18 protein-coding genes are annotated in these 25,526 nt (G+C 75.8%); 13 read left to right on the top strand and 5 right to left on the bottom strand.

Going from position 1 to position 25,526, the window contains the following annotated elements:
- Positions 1–30: 30 nt before the first annotated feature.
- Entirely contained in the window at positions 31–1,482 is a 1,452-nt protein-coding gene (locus ACZ34W_RS18140) for an APC family permease (RefSeq protein ID WP_465605316.1), read from the bottom strand.
- Between the two features lie 306 nt (positions 1,483–1,788).
- Between ACZ34W_RS18140 and ACZ34W_RS18135 the strand changes: the two genes are divergently transcribed.
- From ACZ34W_RS18135 to ACZ34W_RS18125, 3 genes are read left to right on the top strand one after another with little or no spacing between them, the layout of a single operon-like run.
- Positions 1,789–2,826 carry a chitinase gene (locus ACZ34W_RS18135; RefSeq protein WP_465605313.1) on the top strand — a complete coding sequence of 346 codons (1,038 nt, stop codon included), beginning with the start codon at positions 1,789–1,791 and terminating at the stop codon, positions 2,824–2,826.
- 11 nt (positions 2,827–2,837) lie between these two features.
- The gene (locus ACZ34W_RS18130; protein ID WP_465605310.1) at positions 2,838–4,493 is read left to right on the top strand and encodes a glycosyl hydrolase family 8; all 1,656 of its coding nucleotides are present in this window, start codon (positions 2,838–2,840) and stop codon (positions 4,491–4,493) included.
- Positions 4,493–6,589: a PQQ-dependent sugar dehydrogenase gene (locus ACZ34W_RS18125; RefSeq protein ID WP_465605308.1), complete on the top strand. Its 2,097-nt coding sequence runs from the start codon at positions 4,493–4,495 to the stop codon at positions 6,587–6,589. The genes ACZ34W_RS18130 and ACZ34W_RS18125 overlap by 1 nt, the downstream gene beginning before the upstream one ends.
- Before the next feature lie 59 nt (positions 6,590–6,648).
- Here the strand turns inward: ACZ34W_RS18125 and ACZ34W_RS18120 are convergent, their stop codons facing one another.
- Complete coding sequence (locus ACZ34W_RS18120) at positions 6,649–6,840, bottom strand: hypothetical protein (RefSeq protein WP_465605305.1); 192 nt, start codon at positions 6,838–6,840, stop codon at positions 6,649–6,651.
- Positions 6,841–7,304: 464 nt separating this feature from the next.
- Here ACZ34W_RS18120 and ACZ34W_RS18115 point away from each other — a divergent pair, with 464 nt between their 5' ends.
- The gene (locus tag ACZ34W_RS18115) at positions 7,305–7,874 is read left to right on the top strand and encodes a hypothetical protein (protein WP_465605302.1); all 570 of its coding nucleotides are present in this window, start codon (positions 7,305–7,307) and stop codon (positions 7,872–7,874) included.
- 143 nt (positions 7,875–8,017) lie between these two features.
- On the opposite strand, the gene ACZ34W_RS18110 is transcribed toward ACZ34W_RS18115, so the two are convergent.
- Positions 8,018–8,821 (bottom strand): class I SAM-dependent methyltransferase, encoded by an 804-nt coding sequence (locus ACZ34W_RS18110; RefSeq protein ID WP_465605506.1) that lies wholly within the window; start codon positions 8,819–8,821, stop codon positions 8,018–8,020.
- A 109-nt stretch (positions 8,822–8,930) separates the two neighbouring features.
- Between ACZ34W_RS18110 and ACZ34W_RS18105 the strand changes: the two genes are divergently transcribed.
- From ACZ34W_RS18105 to ACZ34W_RS18090, 4 genes are all read left to right on the top strand, one after another.
- Positions 8,931–10,181 carry an AAA family ATPase gene (locus ACZ34W_RS18105; protein WP_465605299.1) on the top strand — a complete coding sequence of 417 codons (1,251 nt, stop codon included), beginning with the start codon at positions 8,931–8,933 and terminating at the stop codon, positions 10,179–10,181.
- On the top strand, positions 10,178–10,714 hold the full coding sequence (locus ACZ34W_RS18100) for a bpX5 domain-containing protein (RefSeq protein WP_465605296.1): 537 nt from the start codon (positions 10,178–10,180) through the stop codon (positions 10,712–10,714). The genes ACZ34W_RS18105 and ACZ34W_RS18100 overlap by 4 nt, the downstream gene beginning before the upstream one ends.
- 193 nt (positions 10,715–10,907) lie before the next feature.
- The gene (locus ACZ34W_RS18095; RefSeq protein ID WP_465605293.1) at positions 10,908–12,584 is read left to right on the top strand and encodes a hypothetical protein; all 1,677 of its coding nucleotides are present in this window, start codon (positions 10,908–10,910) and stop codon (positions 12,582–12,584) included.
- A complete protein-coding gene (locus ACZ34W_RS18090) occupies positions 12,581–15,547 on the top strand; it encodes a bpX6 domain-containing protein (protein ID WP_465605290.1) in 2,967 nt (988 codons plus the stop codon). Before ACZ34W_RS18095 ends, ACZ34W_RS18090 begins: the two co-directional genes overlap by 4 nt.
- Positions 15,548–15,762: 215 nt before the next feature.
- On the opposite strand, the gene ACZ34W_RS18085 is transcribed toward ACZ34W_RS18090, so the two are convergent.
- Positions 15,763–16,674: a hypothetical protein gene (locus tag ACZ34W_RS18085; protein WP_465605287.1), complete on the bottom strand. Its 912-nt coding sequence runs from the start codon at positions 16,672–16,674 to the stop codon at positions 15,763–15,765.
- Positions 16,671–17,099 (bottom strand): hypothetical protein, encoded by a 429-nt coding sequence (locus ACZ34W_RS18080; RefSeq protein WP_329491424.1) that lies wholly within the window; start codon positions 17,097–17,099, stop codon positions 16,671–16,673. Before ACZ34W_RS18080 ends, ACZ34W_RS18085 begins: the two co-directional genes overlap by 4 nt.
- A gap of 220 nt (positions 17,100–17,319) precedes the next feature.
- On the opposite strand from ACZ34W_RS18080, the gene ACZ34W_RS18075 reads away from it, so the two are divergent.
- From ACZ34W_RS18075 to ACZ34W_RS18055, 5 genes are all read left to right on the top strand, one after another.
- Positions 17,320–18,807: a transposase gene (locus ACZ34W_RS18075; protein ID WP_465605504.1), complete on the top strand. Its 1,488-nt coding sequence runs from the start codon at positions 17,320–17,322 to the stop codon at positions 18,805–18,807.
- A 146-nt stretch (positions 18,808–18,953) separates the two neighbouring features.
- Positions 18,954–22,460 carry a CHAT domain-containing protein gene (locus ACZ34W_RS18070; RefSeq protein ID WP_465605284.1) on the top strand — a complete coding sequence of 1,169 codons (3,507 nt, stop codon included), beginning with the start codon at positions 18,954–18,956 and terminating at the stop codon, positions 22,458–22,460.
- A 50-nt stretch (positions 22,461–22,510) separates the two neighbouring features.
- Entirely contained in the window at positions 22,511–23,731 is a 1,221-nt protein-coding gene (locus tag ACZ34W_RS18065) for a tetratricopeptide repeat protein (protein WP_465605281.1), read from the top strand.
- Between the two features lie 206 nt (positions 23,732–23,937).
- Positions 23,938–24,996 (top strand): phosphatidylinositol-specific phospholipase C domain-containing protein, encoded by a 1,059-nt coding sequence (locus ACZ34W_RS18060; protein WP_465605278.1) that lies wholly within the window; start codon positions 23,938–23,940, stop codon positions 24,994–24,996.
- A gap of 86 nt (positions 24,997–25,082) precedes the next feature.
- Positions 25,083–25,502 carry a GNAT family N-acetyltransferase gene (locus ACZ34W_RS18055; protein ID WP_359834781.1) on the top strand — a complete coding sequence of 140 codons (420 nt, stop codon included), beginning with the start codon at positions 25,083–25,085 and terminating at the stop codon, positions 25,500–25,502.
- Positions 25,503–25,526 lie beyond the last annotated feature (24 nt).

Below are 25,526 nucleotides of genomic sequence, written 5' to 3'. Positions count from 1 at the left end.
TCCGGGGCCGCCGCACCGTCGTCGGACGGGTCAGACCGTGGCGTCCGCCGTGGTGGTCGGCGTCAGGTACTCCTCGCGGATCTCGCGGGGGCCGAAGGGCCAGGTGCGTTCGGTGCGGGCCCAGAGCAGGAAGGCGCCGCAGCCCGCGACGACCCAGGCCAGCGACCACTCGATGGGGTGGAAGCCGGGCGCGTTGCGGTCCGCGTAGCCGTAGATGACCAGCCAGCCGACGGCCGCGACGATGCCGGGCGCCGGGTAGAGCCACATCCTGTACGGCCGGACGAGTCCGGGCTGGCGGCGGCGCAGGACGGTGACCGCGAGGATCTGGGCGAGGGCCTGGACGATCACCATCACGGTGGTGAGCAGGTTGATCAGCAGGGTCAGCGGGGGGTGGTCGGTGCTGGCGCCGAGGTGGCGGCCGAGCAGGAAGCCGGCCGCGGTGAGTACGCCCATGGCGGCCAGGCCGAGGACGGGGAAGCCGTGCCTGGGGTGCAGCCGGCCGAAGGCCCGGAAGAAGACGCCGTCGCGTGCCGCGTCGTAGGGCACCCGGGAGCCGCCGAACAGGCCGGCGAGGACGGAGGCGAAGGCGGTGACCAGGATCAGTGCGGTGACCACCTGGGCGGCGCCCTTGCCCCAGGTGCTCTCCAGGACCGCCGAGGCGACCGACTTGGAGGCCACCGACTCCGGGTCGAGCATCGCGTGCCAGTCCATCGCGCCCAGGACGCCGATCTGCAGCAGCAGGTAGATGGTCATGATGCCGACGATGGACAGCACGATGGCGCGCGGCAGGACCCGGCCCGGGGCGCGGACCTCGGCGCCGACGTAGGCGGCGGTGTTGTACCCGAGGTAGTCGTAGATGCCGATGGTGAGGCCGGCCGCGAAGCCGATCCAGAACTGGCCGTGGGTGAGTTCGACGGCGTGCGCGGGCCAGTCGAAGGCGCGGCTCGGGCTGAAGTGGGTGTAGCAGGCCACGATCACGGCGAGCACCGAGAGGATCATCACCCCCCACATCACGGTGGTGAGCCGGGCGATGTTCTCGACCCGCCGCCAGAGCAGGAGCACCACCAGCGCGCAGAACGCGATCCCGACCAGATCGCCCTGGCCGCTCGTCATGCCGGGCCAGAGGTAGCCGAGGTACTGGACGAAGCCGACCACGCCGGTGGACATGATCAGCGGGATGAAGAGCATGGCCGTCCAGACGAAGAGGAACGGCATCAGTCGCCCGGTCCGGTACTGGAAGGCCTCGCGCAGGTAGACGTACGTCCCGCCGGCTCCCGGCAGGGAGGCGCCGAGTTCGGCCCAGACCAGGCCGTCGGCGAGGGCCAGGACGGCGCCGGCTATCCAGCCGATGACGGCCTGCGGGCCGCCGAAGGCCGCGACCATCAGCGGGATCGTGACGAAGGGGCCGATGCCGCACATCTGGCTCATGTTGAGCGCGGTGGCCTGGAAGAGGCCGATTCTTCGGGTAAGGCCGGGGGACACCGGGGCCTCCGAACGTGGGGGAGTGGGGCGCCGGGCGGGGTGCCGGGGGGTTCAAGTTAGGGAGCATTACTTATTTCGTCAAGCCGCTCGGGCGGCAGAGGGGTTACTCCGGTGACAGTTGGGAAACTTTCCTAACGAAAGCCATTGACCGCGCGCCGCGCCGCCCCGATTCTGTAGGCGCCCGCTGTGGTCGCCGCCGTCCGCCCCGAGTGCTCCGCTCCTCCCTCCGCTTCGCTCCCCCCCCGCCTCGCCCGTCTCCCCCTCGATCCGCCGTCACAGGCGGTGGATCGGCGAAAGTGAGTTGGCATGCCCATATCTATCGGAGTCCGTCCGACCGCGCCGTCGGTGGCCGCCGTCCTCGGCTCGGCCGCCCTGCTGCTGGCCCCGGCGACCACCGCGACAGCCGCCCCGGCCGCCCCGGCCGCGTCAGCCGCCCAAGCCGCCCCGGCGGCGGCCGTGCCCGCGATGGCCGCCGCGCCGTACGAGTACCTGGGCTGGGGCAGCCCGCAGAAGCCCACCGACGTGATGAAGGCGACCGGGGTGAAGTGGTTCACCCTCGCGTTCGTCCTCTCCGACGGAGGCTGCAACCCCAAGTGGGACGGCAGCCGGGCGCTGACCGGTGGGTCCGACGAAGTGGCGATCAAGTCCATCCGGGCGGCCGGCGGCGACGTGGTGATCTCGGTCGGCGGCTGGAGCGGCAACAAGCTGGGCGAGAAGTGCTCCAGCGCGAGCGCGCTCGCCGGCGCGTACCAGAAGGTGATCGACGCCTACAAGCTCAAGGCGCTGGACATCGACATCGAGGACACCGAGTTCTCCAACGCGACGGTCCGTCAGCGCGTCGTCGACGCCCTGAAGATCGTCAAGTCCAAGAACCCCGGCATCGTCACCTACGTGACCATGGGCACCACCCCGAGCGGCCCGGACGCCACCGGGAAGGACCTGATCAAGCGCGGCGCGCAGGCCGGCCTCGCCAACGACGGCTGGGTGATCATGCCGTTCGACTTCGGCGGCCACACCGGCACGATGGGCCAGGCCTCGGTCAGCGCGCTGGAGGGCCTGAAGGCGGCGGTCAAGAGCGCCTACGGCTACGGCGACGACGCCGCGTACCGGCACATCGGCGTCTCCTCGATGAACGGGAAGACCGACGAGGCGGACGAGACGGTCACCACCGCCGACTTCCGGACCATCCTCGGCTACGCGCAGCAGCACCACCTGGCCCGGTACGCCTTCTGGTCGGTCAACCGCGACCGCGCCTGCGGCTCCGGCACGGACGCCGACGCCTGCAGCGGCGTCGCGCAGTCCCCGTACGAGTTCACCAAGATCGTCGTCCAGTACCAGGGCTGAGGAGCATTCCGATGACACGACCGAGCACCAGACACCGCGGCCGCGCCGCGGCCCTGCTCGCGGGGGCCGGCCTGGCCGCCGGGCTGCTCGCGGCCCCGCCGGCCTCGGCCGCGCCGGTCCGCTACGAGGCGGAGGGCGCGGGCCTGTCGCAGGGCGTGGTGGAGTCCAACCACAGCGGCTACTCCGGCACCGGATTCGTCAACACCGACAACGCCAGCGGCAGTTGGGTCGAGTTCACGGTCGACGCGGCGAGCGCGGGCAACGCCGTGCTCGGCATACGCTACTCCAACGGGACCACCGCGAACCGCCCGGCGGCCGTGGCCGTCAACGGCGCCACGGTCGAGCCGGCCCGGGCCTTCCCGTCCACCGGGAGCTGGGACACCTGGGCGACCTCGACGCTGACCGTCCGGCTCACCGCCGGGGCCAACCGGATCCGCCTCACCTCCACCACCACCGGCGGCACGGCCAACCTGGACTACCTGGACGCCGACCTCGGCAGCGGCCCGGCCCCGGGCGGCCCCGCGGTGCCGTTCGGCAGCCACCGCTACCCGTACGCGGCCGGCACCCTCAAGCCCTCCGGCGCGCAGTCCGTGACCGACCAGCAGGTGATCGACAAGTACAACGCCTGGAAGGCCGCCTTCGTCCGGCAGAACTGCGGCAACGGCTGGTACGAGACCATCTCGCCGGACGCCGACCACCCGTACGTCGCCGAGGGCCAGGGCTACGGCATGGTGGTCACCGCGCTGATGGCCGGTGCGGACGCCAACGCCCGGACGGTCTTCGACGGCATGGTGAAGTTCGTGCTCGCCCACCCGTCGGTGAACAACGCCAACCTCCTCGCCGCCGAGCAGGACTCCTCCTGCCGCAGCGTCAACGGCTCCGACTCGGCGACCGACGGGGACCTGGACGTCGCGTACGGGCTGCTGCTCGCCGACCGGCAGTGGGGCAGCGGCGGGACGTACGACTACAAGGGCCTGGCCGTCAAGCACATCAACGCGATCAAGGCCAGTGAGGTCAACCCCACGACCCACCTGATGCGGCTCGGCGACTGGTCCACCTCGGGCGACTCCACCTACTACATCACCCGCTCCTCGGACTGGATGATCGACCACTTCCGCGCCTTCCGGGCCGCGACCGGCGACACCACCTGGGACACCGTCCGCACCGCCCACCAGAACCTGATCACCAAGCAGCAGAGCGGCTACGCCCCGAACACCGGGCTGCTCGCCGACTTCGTGGTCAACACCAACGGCACCGCCAAGCCCGCCGCCGGCGAGGTGCTGGAGAGTCCCCACGACGGGGACTACAGCTGGAACGCCTGCCGCGACCCGTGGCGGATCGGCGCGGACGCCGTCACCAGCGGGGACGCCGCCTCGCTCGCCTCGGCGCGAAAGATCAACACCTGGATCAAGGGCAAGGCGGGCGGCGACCCGGCGAACATCGCCACCGGCTACAAGCTGAACGGCACGGTCTTCGAGAACGGCCGAGACATGGCCTTCACCGCGCCGTTCGTGGTCACCGCGATGACCGACCCGGGCTCGCAGGCCTGGCTGGACGCGCTCTGGGCCAAGCTGGCCGGCACCGCGATCGACCCGGGCCTCTACTACGGCGGCAGCGTGCAGCTGCAGTCGATGATCGTCGCCTCCGGAAACTACTGGGTGCCGTGATGACCGACACCGGACACCCGCGCACGACAGCCGCGGCGCACCGGCGGGCGGCGCTCGCCCGGGCCGGCGGAGCGGCGCTCGCCGCGGCCGCCCTGGTCCTGGGGGCCGTGGCGGCGCCTCCCGCGGCGACCGCCGCGACGGCGGCGAGCACCGACTACCAGGCCGAGGACGCCGTGCTCGCGCAGGCGAAGACGGCCACCAACCACACCGGGTACACCGGGACAGGCTTCGTCGACTACACCAACACCACCGGCTCCGCCGTCGAGTTCACGGTGAGCGCCACCGCGGCCGGGACCGCCTCGCTGGCCTTCCGGTACGCCAACGCCGGTACGGCGAACCGCCCGATGGACATCGCGGTCAACGGGAAGGTCGTCGCCGCCGGTGTCGCCTTCCCGCCCACCGCCGACTGGGACACCTGGGCGGAGAAGACCGTCGGCGTCGCCCTCGCCGCCGGCGCCAACCGGATCCGGGCCACCGCCACCACCGCCGACGGCGGCCCCAACCTCGACCGCCTCCGGGTGGGCGCGGCGGCCGACACCACCCCGCCGAGCCGTCCCGGTGCGCCGAGCTGCTCCGCCGTCGGGCCGAACGCTCTGACGCTGGGCTGGGGAGCCGCCGGCGACGACGTCGGCGTCACCGCCTACGACATCTACGAGCACGGCAACAAACTCGCCGAGGCCCCGGGCACCGCGACCTCCCGGCAGCTCACCGGGCTGGCCCCGGCCACCACCTACAACCTCACCGTGATCGCCCGGGACGCCTCCGGCAACGCCTCGCCGGCCAGCGTCGCCGTCGACTGCACCACCACGGCCGGCACCGACCCGGCGCCCGGCCGGCCGGGCACCCCGACCGTCTCGGCCGTCACCCCCACCGGCGCCACTCTGACCTGGGGCGCCGCGACGGACGACAAGGGCGTGGTCGGGTACGAGATCCGCAGCGGCTCCGCCGTCGTGAAGAGCGTCACCGGCACCCCGCCGGCCACCTCGGCGGTGGTCACCGGGCTCGCCTGCGACGCGCCGTTCACGCTCTCGGTGGTCGCCCGGGACACCGCGGGCAACTACTCGGCGCCGTCCGACCCCGTCTCCTTCACCACGGGCGCCTGCCCGGCCGACGGCGGCGTCCCGGGCTCCCCGAGCGCCCTCTCCACGGGGTGGACGATTCCCTGGGGCATCGCCTGGCTGCCGGACGGCACCACCTCGCTGGTCACCGAGCGGGACAGCTTCAAGGTCTTCCGGCTCACCACGGGCGGCGCCAAGGCGGCGGTCGGCACCGTGCCCAACGCCGTCACCACCGACGGGGAGGGCGGCCTGCTCGGCATCGCCGTCGACCCCGACTGGGCGGGCAACCACTACGTCTACCTCATGCACACCGCCGCCGAGGGCAACCGGATCGTGCGGATGACGTACAACGGCTCCACGCTGAGCGGCTACAAGGTGCTGCTCCAGGGCATCAAGAAGAACCGCTACCACAACGGCGGCCGGCTGGCCTTCGGCCCCGACGGGTACCTGTACGCGTCGACCGGTGACGCCCAGACGTCCTCGCTGGCCCAGGACAAGAACTCGCTCAACGGGAAGATCCTGCGGCTGACCACCGACGGCAAGCCGGCCCCCGGCAACCCCTTCGGCAACGACGTCTACAGCTACGGCCACCGCAACCCGCAGGGCCTGGCGTTCGACCGCGACGGACGGCTCTGGGAGGCGGAGTTCGGCGACTCGAAGCGGGACGAGCTCAACCTGGTCAAGCCCGGGGCCAACTACGGGTGGCCCACCTGCGAGGGCACCTGCGGGGTGGCCGGGATGACCGACCCCAAGGCGAGCTGGCCGGTCAACGAGGCCTCGCCGAGCGGGATCGCGATCGTGCGCAACGTGGTCTACATGGCGGCGCTGCGCGGTGAGCGGATGTGGCGCATCCCGATCGACGGGAACACCGAGAACGTCGGGACGCCGACCGCGTACTACGTCGGCGCCTACGGCCGGCTGCGGACGGTGTCCAAGGTGCCCGGGGCCGACCGGCTCTGGCTCACCACCACCAACGCCGACAACAACGGCGGGGCGGCCGACGGGGCCGACAAGGTCTTCACGATCTCGATCGGCTAGCGGCGCGGGGTGTCCGCAACGTGACGGCCCGGGCCCGGAGGAGTCTCCGGCCCGGGCCGTCACGGCCTCCGAGGGGGTGGGGCCGTCACGGCCTGCGCGGGACGGGGCCGCCACGGCCGCCGCCCGCCGCAGACCAGCGGGCCGACCGCGACCGCCACCCCGATGGTCGCCCCGTACACGCCCATCGCGGTGCCCCGCGCGCGGCCGGGCGCGAACTCCTGGGCGACCAGGGCCAGCGACACCGCGAACATCACCGCGCCGTCGCCACGGAGACGGCGAGGAGGTCCACCACTTGCGCTGCACGGCTGCCGGTCTCCTTCGCCCTGTCCTCGTACTCCCGCCCGTGGGAGAGACGACGACCCGCCCTTCGCCCGCCGACCGGGGTCGGTCGGGACGGCACCGACCGTACGCACCGCAGGGGTTCGAGGCCGGGCAAGCGCGGCCGGGCGGGCGGATACAGGACCTGTCCGGCGGAGACGGCGGCGCGCGGGCCGGACGGGCGTGGGGGCCGGTCGACCGTGGGTGATCGGCGCTGGGTGATCGGCGCCGGGCGGCCCGGTTGCTCTCCGTGGTCGCAAGGTCTCGATCTGCCAACGAAGTGTGCGGGATGTGCTTGTGGCGTGTGGTCGCCCTGATTGAATCCCGAACATCTTTTCATCGGATCGGAGCGTCTCCCCTCATGTCTCCCCTCATGCCCTCACGCACGTCCGCACGAATGTCGTCCCGCACGGCTGCACGCGCGCGCGGCGACCGTCGCGGCCTGGCCGCCGTCGCCGGACTCGTCCTCACCGTCGGTCTCGCGCTGACCGGGTGCGACCCGGCGCCGGCCGACGGCGCCACGACCGCCGCCTCCCCGCCCGCCGTCACGGCCCCGGCCGCACCCGTCGCCACCGTCCCGCCGGCCACCCCCGCACCGGTGGTCACCGCGCCCGAGCCCGCGCCGGTGGTGACCCCGTCGGCGGTGACCACGCCGGTGCCGCCCGCGGAGCCCGCACCCGCGCCGACCACGGCCAAGCCCCAGTCGGCCGCGCCCAAGACGCAGCCGCCCGTCACCAAGGCCGCGCCGGAGCCCAAGGCGACCACCGCGAAGCCGCCGACGGACCCGGAGCCGACCGCGCAGCCCAAGGCGGCCGCCGGCGACTGCGAGATCCGCTCCAATGCCGGCAACTGCTACAAGGCGGGCCAGTTCTGCCGCGACGCCGACCTGGGCAAGAGCACCCACGAGGCCGGCGGCCGGGTGATCTACTGCCGCATGGTCAGCGGCAAGCCGCACTGGCAGGCCTGATCCGCCGGTCCGCACCGATGAGGCCCCCGCCCCGCCGACTCCCTCATCGGTGCGGCGGTGCCTCGAACCCCGCGCGACCGACCTCCGCCGAACCGCTGCCGACACCCCGCGTCAACGCCGCCGGCCGCGGTCCCACCGGACCGTCAACCCTGCGGGCGCCGTGCGCGGAACAGGACGTGGCCACTGTCGCCTTCGGGGACGAACTCCTCGTACGACACCTCCAAGCCGGCACGCAGCAGCCAGGACCGGTTCGTCGCCGCGTCCGCGTGACTCCACCACATCGCGGCTCCGCCGCCGAGCCAGTTCTCGTCGGTCCCGGTCCAGGACCGATGACCGGTGGTGGCCAGAAGCCAGCCGCCCGGCCGCAGCCACGAGGCGATCCGCTCCAGCAGGGCGGGCTGTTCCTCGACCGGAATGTGGATCAGCGCGTAGAGGCAGATGACGGCGTCGAAGGTCTCCGAGGGGAACGCCAGGGTCGTGGCGTCCGCTCGGACGAACTCGGCCCCCGGTACCAGCTCCCGAGCCCGCTGGATCTGGACACCGCTGATGTCGACGCCCGTGACGAGGTGCCCTGCCGCGGCGAGCGACCGGGCCACGGGAACTCCGGTCCCGCACCCCACATCCAGTACCGCGCCCGCATCCGGAAGCCGACCGAGCAGATCCTCGATCCATGATCCGTACTTCGTCTCGCTGCCGAACGCGCGCTCGTACTGAACGGAGAGCAAGTCGTACCCGCGCCGGACCAAGTCCTTCGGATCTTCAGGATTCACAGGGGTGCACGGTAACGGCCCCCGGCACGGGGAGCGACACCATTTCGGCTGCCTCCGGGCTGGAGCCGGAGGCCACCGCAGGCCCCGCAGAGACCAACCCCGAGGAGCACGGATTCGCAGCCTGTCCGACACGGGCCTGCCGTGAGGCCCGAGAGTGAAGGAGCGGCCGGCCCGCATCACTCCCACAGCGGTGAGCAGCGAACCCGTGGGGGTCTGGATGCCGCGGGCGGGCAGCCCGGAAACCGGTTGGTGGGCGCCGCGGAGCCGCCCGTAGACTCCGGTGCTCGTGACCGAGACCAGCGCCACCGCAACCGTCCATGCCGCCGACGCCGCCGACGCCGAGCTGATCGGGCACGCCGTGGCCGCCGCCGGGCAGGGCATGATCGACCGCGAGACCGTGGCCGAAGTGGTGGTCCTGTGCGCGGTGGCCGGCGAGCACCTGCTGGTCGTCGGCGCGCCGGGCACGGCCAAGTCCGAGGCGGTCCGCCGGATCGCGGGGCAGCTCGGCGGCCGCTACTTCGAGTACCTGCTCGGCCGGTTCACCGAGCCCAACGAGCTGTTCGGCCCGGTCGACCTGCGTCGACTGCGCGAGGGCCGGATCGAGTTCGAGACCGCCGGGATGCTTCCCGAGGCCGAGATCGCCTTCCTCGACGAGGTGTTCCTCGGCTCCACCGCCGTCCTCAACACCCTGCTCGGCCTGCTCAACGAGCGGGTCTTCCGGCGCGGCGGCACCGTGCTGCACAGCCCGCTGCGGGTCTGCGTGGGCGCGGCCAACCACCTGCCGGACGACCCGGCGCTCGCCGCCTTCGCGGACCGCTTCCTGGCCCGGGTCTTCGTCGAGCCGGTGGCGGACGCGCGGCTGGAGGAACTGCTGGAGGCCGGCCGCCGGCCGGCGGCGTCCCCACTCCACCCGGGCGGCCTCGCGGGTCCGCGCGACCTCTCCGGTTCGGGCGACCTCGCCGGTTCGGGCGATCCGATGGGCCCGACCGGCCTCGCGGCCGCGGCCGACCGGCTCGGCGCGCTCGACCGGCTGGCCGCCGCCGCCCGGGCCTGCGACCTCGACGAGGTCACCCCGCTGGTCGCCGCCGCGCTGCGCCGGCTGCGCGCCGCGGGCGTGCCGATCAGCGACCGGCGGGCGGTCCGGTCGCAGAAGCTCGTCGCCGCGGCCGCCGTGCTCGACGGCCGGACGGCGGCCTCGGTCCGCGACCTGTGGGTGCTGCCGCTGGTCGCCCCCACCGCCGACGCCCAGGCGCAGGCCCGCGACACTCTCGCCGACCTGGTCGAGAAGGCCGCCAACCGCAGCCTGGTGCACGCCGCCGAGGAGCTGTCGCGCAGCTCGGCGGCCCGGGCCGAGCGGCTCGTCCGCACCGGTACGCAGCTGCTGGCCACGCACCGCACCCTCCCCGAGGGGCGGGACTCCCGGCTGCGGCTGGAGGCCGCGCTGCGGGAGATCGACGCCGGGTTCGACCCGGCCGACCTGTCCGGGGCCCTGGCCGGGATACGTGCCGAGCTGGTCGCGGCGGTCGCGCCCGCATGACCGGTACCGTCACCGCCCCGTCGTCCGGTTCGCTGCCCGGTTCGCCGTCCGTCCCGCCGTCCGTCCCGCCGTCCGCCCCGCCGTCCGTCCCGCTCCGCTGGGAGCGCCGCGAGCCGCCGTTGCCCGCCGCCGCCGTACTCGCCCTGGGCGATGCCGTGGCCGCCCTGGCCGTGGCCGCGCGCGAACGGCTCGCCGGCGGTGCCCGGCTCGGCGTGGTCGCCGGCGACGGCGCGCTGCTGGTGCTCGGGGCCGAGGCCGACCTGCCCTGGGCGGACGGCGCCCGCTACCTGGGCCTCGACGCCGGTGTCCTGGTACCCACCACCGCGCGCCCCCGGCCCGCCGCGGCGCTCTGGCGCCGGGCCGCCGGTGCCGAGGGCGACCGGCTCTGCGTCCTGCTCCCCGGGCACGCCCTGGTCGCCGACCCGCCGCCCCCGACCACCGACCCCGCCGCACTGGACCCCTACACGGGCTCCACCGAGGTCGCGTCCACCCCGGCGGCGCCGGATCCGGCCGCCGGGGGTGGCCCGCGATGACCGCCCGACCCACGGCCGTCCCGCCGGGCCACCCCGGGCCGGCCGCGCGAACCCGCCGTCGGCGTCCGGTCGCCGCCGCGCCAGGGTGCGGCGGCCTGTTCCCCGGTGTCGGGGCCGTGCCCGCTCCCGCGCCCACTCCCGCCGTCCGTCGCGCCCCGAGCGCCCCGGGCCCGTCCTGCGGGAGTGTCCTGCGATGACCGCCCGACTCCCCGCCGCGCTGGCCCCCTGGGCCGCCGGTCTGTCCGCGCTGACGCCGGAACTCGCCGTCGCGCTGGGCCCGTTGCTGCGCCGCCTGGATGCCCTGATCGGCGAGCGTGAGCCCGCCGTCGACGACCGCGGCACCCCGGACGGGCACGGCGGCCTCGCCCGGTCCGGTCGGCCCGACCAACTGCTGCCCTCCGAGTGGCTGCTGGCCGACGAAGCCCCCGACGAGTTCCTGCGCCGCCTGGCCGAGGGTGAACTCCTGCACCTGGCACCCGAGTTCCGCGCCCCGACGGTACGCGGCCGGATCGTCGCGCTGGCCGACACCGGCCCCGCCCAGGCGGGCGCCGGGCGGCTCGTCCAGCTCGCCGCCCTGCTGGTCCTGCACCGCCGGGCAGCCGCGCGCGGCACCGAACTGGTCGTCGGCATCCTGGGTGACCCGCCCGGCCAGTGGCTCACCGGGGACCTCCCGGAGCTGCTGCCGCGCTGGCTCGCCGCCCGCCGGCACACCGACCCGACGCCCGAGGACGTCCGGCGGGCCCGGCAGGGGCTGGACGACGCCGACCGGTCCTGGCTGCTCACCTCGCCCCGGCTGGCCGACCGGCTCGCCTCCCGCCAGCACGTGCTGGCGAGCGAGCCGAGCGGCTGGAGCGCCGACGGCGCCGTCCGCGTCACCGTGCGCCTCGCGCGGACGTCCGTCGAGCTGCCGCTGCCCCCGGCGCCGATCGCCGTCCGGGCGCTGCGCGGCGCCGAGTTCCGCCGGGCCGCGCCGACGGTGGTCGCCGTTCCGGTCGGGGCGACCGGGCGGGCGCAGCCGGTCTTCACCACCGACGCCCGCACCCTCCTGCTGAGGGGCCGGAACACCGCCACCCTGCTCGCGGCCAACCTGCCCGGTGCCGGGCCGGAGCACGACGGCGCGATCCGGACCCGCCGCCACCACCTGCACGGGCCGGTGGTCGCGGCGGGCCGGATCGGCCGGCGCCTGATCGCCCTCCACCTCAGGGGGGAGCGGCTCCTTCCGTACGTCAGTGGCCGCCCGCTCGGGGCGAGCGGCGAGTTCACCGTCGAGCTGGCCGCCCTCGGGCTCGACCGGGCCGTCCTGGAACCCGTGTGCACCGGCCCGCTCCGGCCGGTGCTGCGCGACGGCGACGACCTGCTCTGCCCGCTGGGCGGCCGGTGGTGGCGGATCGAGCGAGGCGGGAGCGCCCGCGACGACGGGCCGTTGGCCCCCGGCGCGGAGGAGCGCGGCTTCCAGCGGGTCCGCGAGCGGCGGCTGTTCCCGCACCCGCTGCTGCCCGAGGCGGAGCGGGCCCGGCACGTCGTGCACGGCGGCACCACCCAGGCCTGGTCCGAGGACGGCAGGAACTGGGTGGTGCAGCCCCGGCAGGGCGGCCGGGTACGGCTCTCGTTCCGGGAGCGGGCCGAGGTGGTCGGCCTGGTCCACCAGGGCGCGGTGCCGGCGCTGATCACCTGCACCCTCGACGGCCGGCAGGTGCGCAGCATCCGGCCGGACGGCACCCGCACGCTCGGCCGCTTCTCCGGCGGCGTCAGCCCGGCCGCCGTCCACCCGACCCTGCCCCTGCTCGCCGCCGAACCGCGCCCGGGCCGGATCGTCATCGGCGACGCCAACACCGGCCGCGTCCTCTACCACCTCGGGAGCGACCAGTGAGCGCCACCGCCGCCGCCGCGTTCCGCGCCACCGTGGCCGCAGCCGGCTTCGTCCTGGACGTCCCGGTGATCGGCGCGGCCGAGGCCGCCGAGCGCGTCCTGGCCCACTGGGCGGACGGCGCCGAGCTGCGCGCGCTCCCGGACGGCCGCTGGCTGCTCGTCCTCGCCGAGCCGGTCGAGGCCCGGGCGGACCGCGCGCCCGGACTGCCCGTGCGGCGCCTGCCCGGCGGCGGGCTGGCCGCGGTCGGCGCCGAGGGCGCCCCGGTGCCGACGGGCCGGCTCGCCCTCCCCGTGGCGGGGGCGGTGGCGACGCACCCGATCGCCGAACTGCCGCCGCTGGACCCCTCGGACTGGCTCGACCCGGCCGGACTCACCCTCCACCGGCTCGCGCCGGTCGGTGCGGTGGCCGAGCCCGCGCCCGTCGTCGAGGACCTGCCCCGGCCCGCCCGGCCCGACCTGCGGGCGGCGGCCGGCGTCGGGGCCCGCTCCGAGCGCGCCCGCCGTCTGACCGAGGCGGCTCCGCCCGGCGGCGGCCGGCGGGTCCGCCTCCCGGGCCTGTCCCGGGCCGCCCGGTGGTTCGGCCGGCTTCGGCTGCCCCGCTGGGGGGACGGGTCCGGCCCGGTGGCGTTCATGGCGGCGGCCGTCCTCATCGTCGTCGTCGCCGTGTTCCTGGTCGTCCGGTTCGCCCAGCTGATCGTGGACCGCGGCTTCCACCCCGGCGGGGTCCTGCTCGCGGTGGCCGTCACCGCCCTCCTCGCCCGGGGCAGTTGGGCCGCCCGGGGCACGTCCGGCGGAACCGCGGGTACCACCGGGCCCGCTCCGCGCCCGGCGGGCGGGCGGCCGGTCCGCGCCCGGCGGCCGCTGCTGCGGGGGCTGCTCGCCCGGCTCGTCGTGCGCAGCCCCGCCGGCCGGCTGGTCCACGGCCGCCACGCCCGCTACCTGCGGGAGCTGACCCGCGCCTTCGAGCAGCGCCGCTGGGACGACGCGCTGCGCGACGCGCTCCGGCTCGCCGGCGAGTCCCGCCCCACCGAGCAGGGGTGGCTCTCGCTCGGCCTGCCCCGGCGCTTCGCGGGCGCGCTGCGGCCGACCCCGGTCACCGGCGGCCCGGCGGGCGTCTCGCCGATGTCCGGGCCGACCGTGCAGCAGCACCTGGCCGGTCTCTACCGGCAGGCCGCCACCGCGCTGGAGCGGGAGGGGCGGATCGACGAGGCGGCGTTCGTGCTCGCCGACCTGCTGGACGCCCCGGCCGAGGCGGTCGCCCTGCTGGACCGGCACGGCCGGACCGCTCAGGCCGCCGAACTCGCCGAGGGCCGTGGGCTGGCCGCCGATCTGGTGGTGCGGCTCTGGTGGCGGGCGGGTGAGCGCGCGCGGGCGGTCCGGACGGCGCACCGGCGGGCCGCCTTCGCCGACGCCGTCGAGCGGCTGAGCGCCGACGACCCGGGGGCCGGGCGTGAGCTGCGGGCCGCCTGGGTCGAGCACTGCCGCGCGGGCGGCGACCGACTGGGCGCGGTCGAAGCCGCTTGGCCGGACGAGGAGTTGCGGCCCTCGGTGGCCGCCGACCTGCGGGACGCGGTCGCGCTCGGCGGGCCGGCGCGCGGCCGGGCACTCGCCCACCTGCTGGCCCTCGGCGCGGGGGAGGCGACCCGGGCGCTCGCGCGGGCCGTACTGGAGGACGCCGGCGACGACACCGGCGCCACCGATGACACCGGCGCCACCGACGCCGGCCGCGGCCGGGCGACCGGCCGGTCCGCGCTGGCCGGTGCGCTGGCCGGGCTGCCGGGCGCGGACCCGGCGAACGACCGCGAACTCGCCACGGCGGCGCTCCGCGCCGTGGTCCGCGACGGCGGCTTCGGCGGGGCCGGCGGCTCCGGCGCCCCGCTCGACCAGCGCACCGAGACCGCCCTGTTCGAGCAGCTGGCGAAGCGTGCCGACCCGCTGGTCGCGGCGGATCTGCCGCGACCGCGCCGACCCGCCCGTCCCACGGCCGCCGCCGGGCACGAGTGGGCCTTCGTGGACCGGCCCGGGACGCTCCCGGTCCTGGACGCGGCGCGGCTGGAGTCGGGCCTGCTGCTGGTGGCCTGCGGCCAGGCGGGGGTGCGACTGCTCGGGCCCGACGGCCGGGTGAAGGCCCGCTGGGACGTCCCGGCGGACGAACTCGTCCTGGCCGACCACGGCGGCGCCGCCCTGCTGGTGGCCCGGTACGGGCAGGTCCGCGAGATCTCCCGGCTGGACCTCGGCACCCGCGCCGTCCGGTACTGGGGCACGCTGCGGGTGCGCGGGCTCGTGCCGTCCTTCGACGGCCGACAGCTGCTGACCCGGGACGAGGAGGGCATCGCCGTCCTCGACACCCTGGCCGCGCGCCCGACCGTGGTGTGGCGGGAGCTCGGTGGCGAGCAGCGGCCCGTCGGCCCGCTGGTGCGCACCCCCACGTCCTGCGCGTCCGTCGTCGCCTCCCGGCTGCCCGGGGGTGGCGTGCTGACGGAGCTGTGGCGCTGGGACCAGCCCGGCTGGGAGCTGCGCTCGCGCACCGCGCTGGACGCCGACCTCCTCGGCGAGGGCACGGCGCTGCTGGCGACCGGCCGGCTGCTGACCGGCCAACCCGATCCGGCCCGGGGCAGCACCACACTGCGCTGGTCGACCGACCGGGAGCCGGTGGAACGACTCGTCGACGGCGTGGCGCCGGCCGGGCCGGTCGTCGACGGCGAGCACTGGGCCCTGACGCTCGCCCCGGCCGCCGACGGCACCGTCCGCGTCCCCACCGGCACCGCGAGCGAGGTGGAGCCGCCGCGGACCCTGCTGCTCCCGAACGCGACGGCGGCGGGGCAGCCGGGTGCCGGTCTGCCGGCGGTGGGCCTGCGCCACCACGGCGGGGCACTGACGTTCTGGCACCGCTCCGGCCGGGTGCTCGCCACCACCGCCGACGGCTCGGCCGTCCTCGCCAACCTGCGGGTCACCACCGGGTGACCCCTGCTCGGCAGCCGAGCGGCGCGCGGTGGACCCCCACCGGGCGGGGCGGGCCGCTGGGCTGTCCGCCGGGGGCGCCGCCACGGGGCCCGTCGCCCCGGCGGGGACGGCCTCCCGGCCGCCGCCACCGGCCGGGGCGCCGGTGGAGCGCCGGTGGAGCGCCGCCGGAGCCCGGTGCCGGCTGCCGGGCGGCGGTGCGGGGCCTCGGCGGGCGGTCAGTCCACCTTGGCCAGGGCCCGGGAGAGGCGTTCGCCCGCCGCGCGGTCGAAGCTGTCGGGGCAGTCGATGCCCTGGGACTGTGCCAGTTCGCGGACGTGCAGGTCGGCGAGTGCCTCGGTGAGGTCGGCGAACGCCACCGCGGCGTCCCGCCCCCGGCGCAGGCCGAGGCCGACGGCGGCCGCGCCCGCCGGTGCGGCCGGCCACCACCAGAGGCCCAGCAACAGGTACCCGATGCCCCAGGCGCAGAGCCGGGCGGCGGCGCCCAGCTGGAGGCGGGCGGTGTGCAGCTCCGCGCGGGTGCCGTCGGCGGCGAGCAGCCACAGATGGGGCCAGGCGGCCGCGAGGTCCAGGCGGTAGGCGCGCCAGAGGCGTTGGCCGGGGGCGGCCAGCCGGTCCCCGGTGCGGAACGGATGGCGCGGGCGGGCCGCCGCGACGCGGTTGCGTTCGGCGTAGCGGAGCTCCGCGGTGTCGGCCAGGTCGTCGGCGTCGGCCGCGCCGGCGATCCGGGCGCGGCCCGCCGCCAGCAGGGCCGACCGGTAGGCCTCGTCCGCCGTGCGCCAGCGGCGCAGCCGCCGGTCGGCGAGGCGGCGCAGCAGCGGGCCGCGCGCCTCGGCGCACCAGAGCAGTTCCACCCCGGTGCCCAGCGCCTGGGCGGCCGCCCCGATCGCGGCCGCGCCGACCAGGACGGCCAGGGCGACGACGGCGATCACGGCGGCGCTGTGCGAGCCGGGCGCGGCGGCCAGGTCGTCGAGTCGTGAGCGGAGCCGGCCGAGGTCGCCCCAGTGGCGCTGGCCGAGGACGCCGGCGGTGGTCAGGGCGGCGAGGTAGAGCAGGCCGGGGAGGGCGAGCAGCGCGACCCAGCGTTCGGCGATCCGGCCGCCCAGCGCGCCGAGGAAGGCGCTGGTCACCGGAGTCCGACCGCCCGCAGCGGCTGTCCGAACACCCGGCACTGCGACGCCTGCGCGGCGTCCGGCACCTCCACCCGGCCGCAGTGTCCGTGCGGGCAGGCCAGGACGTGCAGCGGCGGGTGGCCCGGGCCGGAGACCGGCAGGGCGCGGTAGGCGGGGCCGGGGCCGGGGGTCGTGCGGAAGGAGCCGAGCCCGGCGCTGTGCCCGGCCATCAGCAGCAGCTCCTCCAACTCGTCGAACACGTCGTCGAGTTCCGCCGCCGGTCGGCCGGCCCGCAGCTCAGCGGTGAGGTGTTCCACCAGGCGGTGCCCCGCCGGGCCGAGGTCGAGCGAGTCGGGTGCGGAGGTCAGCCGCCGGCAGAACTCCCCCAACCGCGCGTGCCCGGCCGTCGGACCGTCCGGCTCGCGGCTCGCCGTCTCGACCACCCGGCCCCCTTCATGGCGTCGTCCGCGGATCGTGGATCGTCGTCGCGGATCGTGGATCAGTATAACGACGGCCTCCTGACGGTGCGGAGGCTGTCGCACGACTTCCCCCGGCCGATAGTCAAGAGCGATTCGTTGTTCGATTCCGGTCCTGGCGGGGACGTTGGAATCTGGCCCCGTGGGGCGGAACTTCCTGGCGTGCGACCGCGAAAGTGATCTTGAGATGCCGAGGAGCGCCCGGGAGTGGCTGCCGCCCGGGCACCTGTGCTGGAGGGTGCTCGAGGTGGTCGAGGAGCTCGACCTGTCGGCCTTCGAGGGTGGTTATCGCGCTGACGGACAGGGCGGCGCCGGCTACCCGCCAGGCGTTCTGGTCGCACTGCTCTTCTACTGTTACAGCAAGGGCATACGCTCCTCGCGCAGCATCGAGCGGGCCTGCTGGGACGATCTCGGCTGCCGGATCATCACCGCGAACCGCGCGGTGGACCACTCCACCGTCGCACGGTTCGTCCAGCGCCACCACGACGCGCTGACCCAGCTGTTCGTGCAGGTGCTGGCCCTTTGCGGCCGTCGCGGGCTGGTGGACCTGTCCGCGGTGGCGGTGGACGGCTCGCCGATGGAGGCGAACGCGTCACGCGACTCGAACCAACACCTGTCCCGCCTCGAGACGATCATCGCCCGGTGCGAGGACGAGATCGACGCGCTCATGGACGACGCGGGTGACCATGCCCGCCGCGTGGAAACCGGCGACCTTGAGGGAGGCGATGAGGAATCGCGTGACGACTTGCCCCGGCTGTCGCGACTGCGTGATCTGCTCGTCCGGGCCCGCGCGGCCCGGGAGAGGCTCTATGAGCGGTCCCTGCCGTCCGCCAACGAGACAAGGATCAAGGTCGAGGCTGCCGAACGGATCGTGGTCCGGGCAGAGAAGCGGCTGGCTGCGGAGACGGCGGCCCACCAGGAGAAACTGAGGAACTACCAGGCCAGGGCCGAGGCCGACCGGGCAGCAGGCCGCCATGGCGCCAACGGCCGGCCGCCCGTGCCCATGGAGGACAAGACGGTCCTCGTCCGGCAGCGGGCCCGACTGGTGAAGGCGATTGCCCATCTGGAGCGGGCACGCACCCCCGAACCAGTGCCCTCCCCGACGGCCAGCGCCAGCCCGAGCGACCCGGACTCCCGACTGCAGCTGGGCAAACGCGGCGGCTACCTGCAGGGATACAACCTGCAGATTGTCTGCGCACGCCGCCAGATCCTGCTGGCCATCGACCTGCACGACAACCCCTCGGACCGCACCGCCCTGGTCCCCATGGTGAGGAGGACCCAGGAGAACCAGTGCGCGGCAGGACTGCCGGGCGACATCCGGCTCTGGCTCGCCGACAGCGGATACGCCTCCGCCGCCGCTTTCGAGGCCCTCGCCGACCTACCACTGCTGGTCTCGGTCACCAGCGAAGCCGACCAAGCAGGCTTCCCCGCGAAGCGCCAGACCGCCCCCGCCGGCCAGCAAGCCATGGCCGACCGCCTGGCCACCCCGACCGGCCGGGCCCAGTACCGACAGCGCAGTGCCCTGGTCGAACCGGGCTTCGCCCAGCTATTCCAACGGTTCGGTCGGCACCTCCACTACCGGGGCCGCCGAGCAGTCGACACCGAGATCAAGCTCCTCGGCACCGTCCATAACCTCAACAAACTCCTCACCGGCACCGCAAAATCGCGCTCTTGACTGCCGGCCGGGGGAAGTCGTGCGACAGCCTCTGCGTTCGCTAGGATGTGGAGCGATTCCACCCGCCGAGGCGGGGAGTTGGAGCGGACCGGCCGATCGGCGCGACGCAGCGCCCGGGGGTGATCGTCTCGCAGGCGCGGCTTTCGGTGACGGGAGGCGGGGCGGATCCGGCCGCCGAACTCCTGCTGCACCACCTCAGAACGGGCGACCGGGCGGCGCTGGACCGGGCGGTCCGGACGACCCGGAAGTACCTGCGCACGGCGCCGCCGGGCGACCCGGGCCGGCCCGTCCGGGCGGGCAACCTCCTGGTGGCGCTCCTGGTGCGCTGGCAACTGCTCGGCGACCGGCGGGACCTGGACGCCCTGATCGAGCTCGGGGTCGAACGCGCGGCGGCCGAGCCGCCCGCGGCCCAGGACGTCCGGCTGCTCGCCCTCGGGTACCGGACCAGGTTCGACCTCGACCACCGGCCGGCGGATCTGGACGGCGCGGTGGCGATGTTCGCCCGCGCGGCCGGCCTGCCGCAGCAGCCGCCCACCGTGGGGGAGGCGCTGGCCGGCCTCGGCGCGGCACTGTCCGAGCGCTACCGGGCCGCCGGCCGCGAGCAGGACCTGACCCGGGCCGAGAGTGCCTACCGGCGGGCGCTGGACGGCCTGCCGTCCGACCCCGACGACCTCGTCGCCCTGCTGCTCGGTCTCGCCGAGGTGCTGCACTCCGGCTACGAACTCACCGGCGACACCGAGGCGCTGGAGGAGGCGCTGGGGCTGTGGCGCGAGGTGCCGGCCGTGGTCCCGGCGGGCCACGAAGCCAGGCTGCCGGCGCTGCACAACCTGGCCCAGGGCCTGCGGACCTGGTACGCCCTCACCGGCGACCCGGGCGACCGCGAGGAGATGCTCCGGGTGAACCGGGCCTCGCTGGCCGCGACGCCGGCCGGGCAGCCGGGCCACGGCGGCTGCCTGGCCGGGCTCGGGGTGGCCCTGCGGCTGGCCGCCGAGGCCACCGGCGACCTGGCGGTGCTGCGGGAGTCCGTCGACCTGCTGCGCCGCGCCGCGGCCGTGCCGGAGCGCGACGCCACCCGGCGCCCGCACCGGCTGAACAGCCTCGGCAACGCGCTGCACCGGCTGGCGCAGTGGACCGGTGACGTGGAACTCCTCGACGAGGCCGTCGAGGTGCTGCGCGAGGCGCTCGCCGGGGAGCGGCCCGGCACGAAGACCTTCGGCGAGATCCTCGCCAACCTCGCCGTCACCCTGCGGGAGCGCGGGTTCCAGACCGACGACCCGCAGGCCTTCCGGGAGGCGGCCGAGCTGGCCCGCCGGGCCGTCGACGAGGGACCGGTCCGGCCCGCCGACCGGGTCGACCGGCTGGCCAACCTCGGTGTGGTGCTGCAGAGCCGGCACGGTGCGACCGGCGAGCCGGCGGTGGCCGACGAGGCGATCGCGACGGCCCGCGAGGCCCTCGCGCTGACCCGGTCCGGCAGCCCGGCCCTGGGCGACCGGCTGAACCACCTCGCCAACGCGCTGCGGGCCCGGTTCGACGCGACCGGCGACCGGGCGGACCTGGACGAGGCCGTCGCCCTGCTGGAACGCGCCGTCGAGGAGAGCCCGTACGGCGACCCCCGGCTCGCCCTGGTGCTCTCCAATCTCGGCAACGCCCGGCTCGACCAGTACCGCACGACCGGGGACGGGGCGGCGCTGGAAGCGGCGGTGAGCGACCTCGGCCGGGCCGTCTGGGCCGACACCGAGGGCACTGCGGCGCACGGCGGCTACCTGCGGTACTACGCCGACACCCTGCTGATCCTCCACCACCGGGACGGCGACCCGGGCGTGCTGCGGGCCGCCGAGGACGCCTACCGGCGGGCCGCGCGGACCGAGGCGATGCCGGCCCACGGCCGGGTCCTGGCCGCCTGGGAGTGGGGCGCCGCGGCGGCGACCGGCGAACGGTGGGAGGAGGCCCTGCACGGCTACGAGCTGGCCGTACGGCTGCTGCCGTTCGCCGCCTCGGGCCGGCTGGCCCGCGGTGACCAGGAGCGCAGCCTCTCCCGGGTGCACGGGCTGGCCGCCGAGGCCGCCGCCTGCGCCATTCAGGCCGGGGACCTCGTCCTCGCCGTCCAGCTGCTGGAACAGGGCCGGGGCGTCCTGCTGGGCCGCACCATCGCCACCCGCGACGGCCTGGGCCGGCTGCGCCGCGCCCATCCCGCGGCCGCCGAGCGGTTCCGCGAGCTGAGCGAGCGGATCGAGCGGATCGACGCCGCCGACGCCGACGCCCTCGACGCACGGGACGCCCCCGACGCCCTGGACGCCGCTGACCCGGCCGACGGGGCGCCGGGGCTGTCCGGCACCACCGGCAGCCACCTGCGGCACACCCTGGCGGCGCGGTTCGAGCAGCTGGTGACGGAGATCCGCGCCCTGCCGGGCTTCGCGGACTTCTTCTCCCCGCCCTCCCCGGACCTCCTGGCGGCGGTCTCCCGGCGCGGGCCGGTGGTGCTCGCCTACTGCAGCGGGTACCGCAGCGACGCACTGGTCCTGTGGTCGGGTCAGGTCCTGCTGGTCCCACTGCCCGGGGCCACTCCGGACGCGGTGGACGAGCAGGTCCGCCGGCTGGAGGCGGCGCTGGAGGCGGCGGCCGACCCGGCGACCGACCGGGCGGCCCAGGTGGCGATCGGCGAGGTGCTCCGCTGGACCTGGGACCACGTCACCGGACCGGTGCTCGACCGGCTCGGCCTGTCCGGGGCGGCGGCGGACGGCCGGTGGCCCCGGGTCTGGTGGTCGCCGGGCGGCGCGCTCTCCGCCCTGCCGCTGCACGCGGCGGGCCACCACGGGGACGCGACGGGCCACGACGGCGGAGCGGGCCGGCCCGAGGCGGCGCCCGACGGGAGGCCCCGCACCGTGCTCGACCGGGTGGTCTCCTCCTACACCCCGACCGTCCGCGCGCTCGCGTACGCCCGCACCCGGGAGACCGGACCGGAACCGGCCGGACCGGAACCGACCGGACCGTCGATGGGCGGACCGTCGGCGGGCGGGTCCGCGCCCGGCGGCCCCCCGGCCGCCGACGGCCTGCTCGCGGTGGCGCTGCCCGAGACCCCGGGGGCCCGCCCGCTCACCGGCGCCCGGCGCGAGGTCGAGCTGCTCCGCGGGCTGCTGCCCACCGAGCCGCTGATCGGCGAGGAGGCCACCCTGGCACGCGTCCTCGAAGCGCTGCCCCGCCACTCCCACGTGCACTTCGCCTGCCACGGCGTCAGCGAGCCGCGGGACCCGTCCAACGCCCGCCTCCTCGTCCACGACCACCGGACGGCGGCGCTGACGGTCCGCCGGATCGCCCGGCTGGACCTGCCCGCGGCCCGGCTCGCCGTCCTCTCGGCCTGCGAGACGGCCCGGGGCGCCGCGGACCTGGCCGACGAGGCGATCCACATCACCTCCGCCTTCCAGCTCGCCGGGTACGCCCATGCCGTCGGCACCCTCTGGCCGGTGCACGACCTGCTGGCGCTGCGGATGACCAGGCTGCTCTACCAGGGCCTGCGGGCCGGCCGGCCCGCCGGGGCGCCGGGGCTGGACACCGACCGGACGGCCGAGGCGCTCCACCACGCCGTCCGGCAGTGCCGGACGGCGTTCGCCACCAGTCCCGGCCTCTGGGCCGCCCATGTGCACGCCGGCGCCTGACCGGCCGGACCGCGACGACGAGACGACGAGACGACGAAGGAGGACCGCCGATGAGCGGATGGTGGCGCAGGCGGGCCGAGCATGCCGCGCGGGCCGACGGCACGGGCGGCCCCGCGCCGTCGGGACCGCCCGGCGAGGGCGCCGAGGACGGGCCGGCCGCCGCCGACGGGCTCCGCGAGCCGCGCTGGCAGCCGCCCGGGGCCACCATCACCGTCACCGAGGTGACGGAGGGCCGGCCGGAGCAGGAGATCGCCCGGGTCCGCGTCCAGCCGGTGGAGGTGGCCGAGTGGCGGGCGAACGCGGCCATCGAGAAGCTGGGCGCCGACCACCCCGAGACCCTGATCCTCCTGCGGGAGTACGCCCGGGTCCTGGCGCACACCCCGGGCGGCGACGACCGCGCGGTCGAGCTCTACGAGTACGTCGCGGGCACCCAGCGCGCGGTGCTCGGCGCCCGCGACGAGGAGACCCTGCGGACCGACGCGGAGCTGGCGGACCTGCTGCACCACCTCGGCCGGGTCCAGCAGGCCGAGTCGCTCTGGCAGGCGAACTTCCGCGCCAGGGCGAAGACACTCGGCCGGGACCACCCGGACACCCTGCACAGCGCCGACGGGCTGGCCGCCGCCCTGGAGTCCCTGCGCCGCTCCGCGGAGGCCGAACCGCTGCTGCGCGACACGCTGGACCGCCGGACCAGGCTGCTGGGCGCGGACCACCCCGAGGTGCTGTCCGCCGTCAACCGGCACGCGGCCGCCCTGATCAACAGCGGCCGCCACCGGGCGGCCGAGCGGTCCCTGCGGGCCCTGGTACCCCGGCTCGAACAGCGCTACGGGCGTGACCACGAGCGCACCGTGGCGGCCCGCAGCAACCTCGCCGCCGCCCTGGTGCGGCTGGGCCGCCATGCCGAGGCGGAGCCGCAGCTGCGGGCGGTGGCGGCCTCCTGGGAGTCGCTCGCCGGGCCGAACGCCGACGACACCCTCTCCGCCCGCAACAACCTGGCCGCCGTTCTGCACGGCATGGCGCGCTACCAGGAGGCCGTCCCCCTCCTGCGGGACATCCTGGCCCGGCGGATCGCCCTGCACGGGGACGGTCACCCCGTCACGGTGAGCTCCCGGGAGAACCTGGCCAACGTCCTGATCGACGCCGGCCTCCTCGCCGAGGCGGCCGGCCTGCTGACGCGCTGCGCCGCCGACTACAGCCGGATCCACGGCCCGGGCCACCCCCGTGTGCAGGTCGTCCGGGAGCAGCTGGACTGGTTGCGCGAGAACCTGCGCTGACCGCTGACCGCTGACCGCTGACCGCTGACCGCTTCCCGCTTCCCGCTTCCCGCTTCCCGCCGGTCACCGTCGGCGGCGCCGCGGGATCGTCCCGCCCCCGTCATGGTGTTGTTGTGTCCCCTTCACATGAGGGATGCTCAGCCGCGGCATCCTTCCGAACGGCGGAAGCGACCGCCGACCGCGTTCTGACAAGGGGACAAGTCATCGTGACCGCACGCCGCGCCCTCGCCGGCACCATCGCCACCGGTCTGCTCGCCGCGGCCACCGCCCTCCTCCCGGTGCAGTCGGCCGCCGCGAGCGGCCCCGGCGAGCTCCCGTTCGGCTCGGCCACCACCGTCGGGCTGCACAACACCTACGACCCGGCCGCGTTCGGCTACCTCGCCCAGGGCCTGGACACCGGCACCGGCATGATCGAGCTGGACGCCTGGACGGACACCGTGACCAAGGAGTGGAAGGTCAGCCACTCCAACCCGCTCGGCAACGCCAACAACTGCGTCAGCGCGAGCACGCCCGCCCAGCTCTACACCGGCGGTGCCAACAAGAACCTGGAGACCTGCCTGGACGACGTCCGGGTCTGGCTCGGCGCCCACCCCGGCGCCGGCCCGCTGGTGGTCAAGCTGGAGCTCAAGGCCGGGTTCGCCGCCAACCGCGGCATGGGCCCCGCCCAGCTCGACTCCCTGATCGCCGGCCACCTGGGCCCCGCCGTGCTGCGCCCGGCCGACCTGCTCGCCAGGCCGGGCGGCGGCTCGTACGCCACGGCGGACGACGCGGTCCGGGCCGGCAACTGGCCGACCAGGGCCTCGCTCGCCGGGCGGGTGCTGGTGTACGTGATCCCCGGATCGCTGGAGGAGGGCAACCCCTTCGACACCCTGCACACCGACGTCGAGTACGGGCGTCACCTGCGCGACCTGGCCGCGGCCGGGCGGATCGGCGACGCCCAGGTGTTCCCGGCCGTGCACGGCGCCGCGGCCGGCGATCCCCGCGCCAAGTACCCGGAGACGGCGATCCGCCCCTGGTTCGTGGTCTTCGACGGTGACGCCGCCGCCTACCTGGGCGGCATCGACACCGCCTGGTACGACAGCCGGCACTACCTGCTGACGATGACCGACGCGCAGAACGTCGCACCCGCGATCAGCGCCACCGACCCCACGGCCGACCAGGCCCGCGGCCGTACCGAGCAGCTCGCCCGGGCGCACGCGAGCATCGTCTCCAGCGACTGGCGCAAGCTCCCCGCCGTGCAGTCGCTCGCCCTGACGCGGGGCTGACGGCCCGTCCCGCCACCGCCGTCCCGCCCGCCGTCCCGACCCGCGCGTTCCGCCGGGAGGGGCGGCGGTGGCTTATTCTGTAATGCATGACTAGCGCGAGTGACCATTACGAGCTGCGGGCCGGTGTGCCGGACGTGGACACCTTCCGACGGCTGCGGACCGGTGCGGGGATGAGCGACCGGCCCGCCGCGGCGGTGGCGGCCGGGCTCCCCCACACCTGGCACGGGGTGACGGTGCACCTGGACGGCCGGGTGGTCGGGATGGGCCGGATCGTGGGCGACGGCGGGTCCGTCTTCCAGATCGCCGACGTCTGCGTCCTGCCCGAGCACCAGGGCCGCGGCCTCGGCGGGCGGATCATGGCCCTGCTGACCGCCGAACTGGAGAGCCGGGCCCCGGCGGGCGCCTACGTCTCGCTGATCGCCGACGGTGACGCCCACCGGCTCTACGCCCGGTACGGCTTCCGGGAGACCGCCCCGCACTCGGTGGGCATGCACCGCCTGGTCTGAGCCCGTTCGCGGGGGCGGCGGCCG

This window comes from Kitasatospora sp. NPDC022856, assembly GCF_055561235.1.
This window is presented reverse-complemented; position numbering and strand designations above follow the sequence as displayed.

Excerpts from the sequence above, each read along its gene's own strand:
- ACZ34W_RS18135 (WP_465605313.1), top strand. The coding sequence starts at position 1,789 with ATGCCCATATCTATCGGAGTCCGTCCGACCGCGCCGTCGGTGGCCGCC.
- ACZ34W_RS18075 (WP_465605504.1), top strand. The coding sequence starts at position 17,320 with ATGCCGAGGAGCGCCCGGGAGTGGCTGCCGCCCGGGCACCTGTGCTGG.
- ACZ34W_RS18115 (WP_465605302.1), top strand. The coding sequence starts at position 7,305 with ATGTCGTCCCGCACGGCTGCACGCGCGCGCGGCGACCGTCGCGGCCTG.
- ACZ34W_RS18125 (WP_465605308.1), top strand. The coding sequence starts at position 4,493 with ATGACCGACACCGGACACCCGCGCACGACAGCCGCGGCGCACCGGCGG.
- ACZ34W_RS18110 (WP_465605506.1), bottom strand. The coding sequence starts at position 8,821 with ATGCGGGCCGGCCGCTCCTTCACTCTCGGGCCTCACGGCAGGCCCGTG.
- ACZ34W_RS18055 (WP_359834781.1), top strand. The coding sequence starts at position 25,083 with ATGACTAGCGCGAGTGACCATTACGAGCTGCGGGCCGGTGTGCCGGAC.
- ACZ34W_RS18120 (WP_465605305.1), bottom strand. The coding sequence starts at position 6,840 with ATGTTCGCGGTGTCGCTGGCCCTGGTCGCCCAGGAGTTCGCGCCCGGC.
- ACZ34W_RS18130 (WP_465605310.1), top strand. The coding sequence starts at position 2,838 with ATGACACGACCGAGCACCAGACACCGCGGCCGCGCCGCGGCCCTGCTC.
- ACZ34W_RS18065 (WP_465605281.1), top strand. The coding sequence starts at position 22,511 with ATGAGCGGATGGTGGCGCAGGCGGGCCGAGCATGCCGCGCGGGCCGAC.
- ACZ34W_RS18100 (WP_465605296.1), top strand. The coding sequence starts at position 10,178 with ATGACCGGTACCGTCACCGCCCCGTCGTCCGGTTCGCTGCCCGGTTCG.
- ACZ34W_RS18095 (WP_465605293.1), top strand. The coding sequence starts at position 10,908 with ATGACCGCCCGACTCCCCGCCGCGCTGGCCCCCTGGGCCGCCGGTCTG.